Source organism: Roseateles sp. P5_B10 (genome assembly GCF_056400485.1).
In genome coordinates this window covers 1-4,581 of sequence record NZ_JBFULE010000419.1, presented here as the reverse complement: position 1 = coordinate 4,581, position 4,581 = coordinate 1, and the positions used below count along the sequence as shown (strand labels likewise).

At 71.3% G+C, this 4,581-nt stretch carries 3 protein-coding genes; 1 reads left to right on the top strand and 2 read right to left on the bottom strand.

Going from position 1 to position 4,581, the window contains the following annotated elements:
• Positions 1 to 21: 21 nt before the first annotated feature.
• On the bottom strand, positions 22 to 1,851 hold the full coding sequence (locus tag AC1DU6_RS20845) for a hypothetical protein (protein ID WP_477859293.1): 1,830 nt from the start codon (positions 1,849 to 1,851) through the stop codon (positions 22 to 24).
• 502 nt (positions 1,852 to 2,353) lie between these two features.
• On the bottom strand, positions 2,354 to 2,797 hold the full coding sequence (locus tag AC1DU6_RS20840; RefSeq protein WP_056204995.1) for a hypothetical protein: 444 nt from the start codon (positions 2,795 to 2,797) through the stop codon (positions 2,354 to 2,356).
• A 212-nt stretch (positions 2,798 to 3,009) separates the two neighbouring features.
• Here AC1DU6_RS20840 and AC1DU6_RS20835 point away from each other — a divergent pair.
• On the top strand, positions 3,010 to 4,581 hold a 1,572-nt coding region (locus AC1DU6_RS20835; protein WP_477859291.1), incomplete at its 3' end, for a diguanylate cyclase.

Here is a 4,581-nt window from a genome sequence, read left to right as displayed (position 1 = left end):
GTAGTGTTAACAGGCCCTGGCTCAGCAGGGCAGCCCCGAGGTCTGCGCCGAGCAGGACTGGCTGTCCAACTGCAATACCAGGCCATCAGGCATGCGGCCGATGATGCGCAGCAGCTTGTAGCTGTTGACATTGAGGGCCGTGTTGCCCACGGTTGCACTCAGCGAGGCGCCGGTGGCGAAGGCGCCCTTGGCTGTGACGCCAAGTTCCAGGTCGGCCAGTTTGCTGTTGCAAGCCGTGTCGGTGCAGAGCAGGGCGCGGTCTGGCAGCAGGTCGCCGCGCGGCAAGGTCCACGTCGGGCCATAGCTGATCTTGGCGTTGACGGCGCCCTTCATCCCGGTCAGGTCGGTGACCGCCTTGGCCACCAGCGCCGGCCAGGGCAGGCCGCTCTGGGTGGCGGCCGTGATGGGCAGCTGGCCGGCGAGTTCAATGCCAAGGCTGTCGCCATCCAGGCCGCCGAGCGGCGTGCCGCAGGCGCCGTCCTGGAACAGCTCGATCTTCAGGTTGCGGCCCGCGCGTACGAAATTGCGCGCCACGGCGTCGCCGGCAGCGCCCGCGGGCACCGGCAGGCTGACGATGTTGTTGCCGCGCGTGGCTCCGCTGAGCGGATCGAGGCTGGGTGTGCCGTCGCTGCTGCTGACGCTCCACAGGCTCAGATAGCCGCCAGCGCCGGCCTTCTTGAACAGCGCCAGCGGCACATCGGCACCGCTCGCGTCCTTCTGGCTGACCCGGGCGCACTGCAGCACACCCCCGCCGCTGGCGCTGATAGCGGGAATGCTGATATCCAGATAGCGCGCATAGCTGTCCGGTGCCGCGCTGTCGACGCGGCGCGTCAGCACCAGGCGGGCGGCGGCCGTGGCCTGCACCTCCAGGCGGTTGCCAAGGAAGGTCCAGCCGGAGGGGCGCTTCACGGCGGCCTGCTCCAGCCCCAAGCGCCGCTGGAAGCCCGCGGCGTTCTGATAGACGAAGCCGACGCGGCACAGCGGGTCACCGACACCGAAGTCGCAGCGGCCGAGCGTGGAGCGCAGCAGCTTCCCGCCGAACATGACCTCGCCCTCGCCCAGGATGCCGTTCATGCGCAGGCAGACCAGCTGCGCCGCGTCCTTGGCCCCAGTGAACGGGGCCGAGATCGCATCGACGCTGGCACGCGCATTCGCGTCGAAGATGGACTCCAGGCCGATCAACTTGCTCTGGCAGTTGTTGATGTTGGCCGTGGCCGTGATCAGCTTGGTGAACAGCGCATCCAGGCCTGTGAGGTCCACCCCCGCCGCTGCGGCGTCGAAGCCCAGGCTGCCCTGGGTCGTGTTGGTCTCCAGATAGGCGGTGCCTGCCCCAAGGCGGGACGTCAGCGTCACGAAGGCCTTGCTGTCGGCACCCAGGCCGACGGCGACGGTGTCCAGCATGCGGTCGTAGCCGGTGTGCGAACCGGCCGTCAGCGCGCCAGCCAGCAGATCGAAGTCGCTTGCCAGGCCTGCGTCGGCCAGGGCTGGCGCGAGCGCTGCGCGCAGGCGRGTCTGGGCGGCGGCCAGGGCGGTGTCGCCCAGGCCCTGCACGGCGCCGGTCATCAGCGTCTCGGGAGCCTGGTCACTGGCCAGCACGGTGATGGCACTGGTCAGTGGCGTCAGATGCAGCGTGCCGCCACTGCTGGTGACACCCCAAAGGCAGATTGGCTTGTCGGCGACGCTGCCACAGGCCTCGACGCGGAAGGGGCCGTCGCCACTCAGTGCAATCGGGCCGTAGGCACCGGTCGCGGCGRTGACGGGTTTGCCGGTGGCGATGGCCTTGCCGGTCGCGTCCAGCACGCGCACCGTGGCGCTGTTCAGCGCCAGCCCCGCCGCGACGATGCCGGACACCGGTGGTGGTGGCGGAGGAGGCGGAGGAGGCGGCGGGGGGGGCGGGGGGGGCGGCGGTGTCGGCGTCGGCGAAGGAGCGGGCGACGGGCTCGGGCTCGGGCTGGGCGCGGGGCTGGGCGCCGGTGCAGGACTTGGCGACGGGCTGGGCGTTGGCGAGGGGCTGGGCGTTGGCGAGGGGCTGGGCGTTGGCACCGGGACCGGGACCGGCATGGGCAGCGGGCTGGGCGTGGCCGCTGGCGGCGGCGGGCCGGGCGCTTCGCTGGGCGCGGAGCCGCCGCCACCACCGCAGGCGGCGAGAGCCAGGGCCATGGGCCACGCATAGGCCGAGACCCGGCGCGGGGCCGGCGGCGGGGTCAGCGGGGTTGGGAAAGAAAGGTCAGCAGAGTCGGGCATCCGGCCAGCCGCACAAGCGGCACAACGGTCAGGGTTGACCCGACTTTAGGCCGCCGAGCCCGCTGGCGATGGCCGGAACTGCAGGTCCGGCGTGGCCTTTTGCGAGCTATCAGTCGCGGTGGCCGTGCCCGTGCCCGTGCCCGTGGCCGCGGTCGTGACGGCCGCGGTCATGCCAGTCGTCACGGCGCCCGTCGCGGTCACGGTAGACGACGACGTTCTGGCGGTACCAGCCGTCCTCGACGAAATAGACCGGTGCGCCGCAGGCGCCGTAATAGCCGCAGTGGCGGCGCCAGTTGTGGCGGTGCTCGGGCGGCACCCACAGATAGACCGGCTGGGCGCGGTAGGCCGGGCGGCCGATGATGACCGGCTGGGGTGCCAGCAGCACCGGTTGCGGATAGCGGCCGATGTCGACGCGCCCGTACACGCCCGGTTGGCTGAAGCCGATGGAGACGCCGACGTCCGCGGCCCGGGCGGCAGGCAGGGCCGCCATGGCAGCCACGCCCAGCAGAGCCGGGGCGATCCAGTGTGCGAAGGGGTTGCGACGGGTGGTCATGGGATTTCTCCTGAGGAATGCGGCGGTGCCGCTGCACCCAGTGAACGCCCCGCCGGGGCAGGTGGTTGTCAGTGCGCCGCCGCGGTGCTTGTAGGACAAGCGGTAGGCCCGCGTGGATGCGGCCCTGTCCTACAAGTCCTTGCCCGTCCTGCCGACGCGGCCCCGCTCCTGTGGGCTTGATGCTTGCCCGTCTTTGCGTCGGAGCAGCATCGATGAGCGAACCCCAGCAGACGGGTGTGCCCGCAGACGAGGCACCGCGGGATGTGCTCGCCGCTTCGGTGTCAGCCGCGCAGCTCGCGCTGGCGCAGAACGCGCGCTTCCTGGAGCGCTGCAGCCGCCTGGCTGGCGTCGGCGCCTGGGAATGGCAGGCCGGCACCGAGAAGCTGACGGTGTCCGACTCGGCCTGCGAGTTGCTTGGCCTGCCCATTGGCCAGGTACCGACGCTGGCAGCCCTGTTGCAGCGTTTCGGCCCCGATGGTGCTGCCATGTTGGACGCGGCCCTGCAGCGCGCTGCGGCAGACGGCGAGGGCTGGGATGTCGAGTTGCCGTGCGAGACCGGCCCGAACGGGCACCGCGTGCTGCGCGTGGTTGGTCGCCATGACGAAGACGAAACCGGCCGGCGTGTCGGTGTCGTCATGCAGGACGTCAGTGAACCCGCCAAGGTGCGTGCCGAGCTGGAGCGCACGCTGGAGCGCCTGGCCCTGGCCACCCACAGCGGCGGCATTGGCGTCTGGAATCTGGACCTGCGGGACTCTCGCCATGGCGAACTCACCTGGGACGACGCCATGTGGCGTTTGCACGGCGAGCCGCCGCGTGGCCAGCGCACCAGCCTCGCGAACTGGCGCAAGCGCCTGCATCCCGAGGACCGCCGCGCCGCCGTCATGGCCGTGCGGGCGGCCCTGCGCGACGGGCCCCAGCTGGACGGCGAATGGCGGGTCAGCTGGCCCGATGGCAGCGTCCATGTGCTGCGCAGCGCCGGCCGGGTGCTGCGCGATGCTGGCGGGCGGCCGCGGCGCTTGTCGGGCGTCTGTTGGGACGTCAGCGAGGCTCGCCGTTTGCAACAGCAATTGCAGGAGCAGCATGAGCTGCTGGAGGTCACGCTGCAATCCATCGCCGATGCGGTGCTGACCACCGATGCCCTGGGCCGCGTGACCTGGCTCAACCCCGTCGCCCAGCGGCTGACGGGCTGGTCTGCCGCCGAGGCGCGCGGCCAGCCGGCCAGCCATGTCTTCCTGGCCCAGCGCGAGGAAACCGGCGAGCCCTTGGCCGACCCGGTGCAGCGCTGCCTGGCCACCGGCCGGCCGACGCGTCTGTCTGCCGGTGCCATGTTGCTCAGCCGCGATGGCGAACTGCGCGCCGTGGACGACTCGGTCGCCCCCATCCGCGATGCCGACGGCCGCGTGCTTGGCGCCGTGCTGGTCTTTCGCGACGTGACCCAGCAGCGCCGCCAGTTCGACGAGATCCGCTGGCGCGCCAGCCATGACGGCTTGACTGGCCTTGTCAACCGCGTCGAGTTCGGCCAGCGCCTGGCGCGCACGCTCGAGCGAGCCAAGCGCGATGGCAGCCACCATGCGCTGCTGGCTTTCGACCTCGATCGCTTCAAGCTCGTCAACGACCACTGCGGCCATGCCGCCGGCGACGAGGTGCTGCGCGAGGTTGCCCGCCGCCTGGAGGCCGGCGTTCGCGGCCGCGACACGGTGGCCCGGCTGGGTGGCGACGAGTTCGCGGCCATCCTGGAAAACTGCTCGCTCGACGAGGCCCTGCACGTGGCGCAGAAGCTGTGC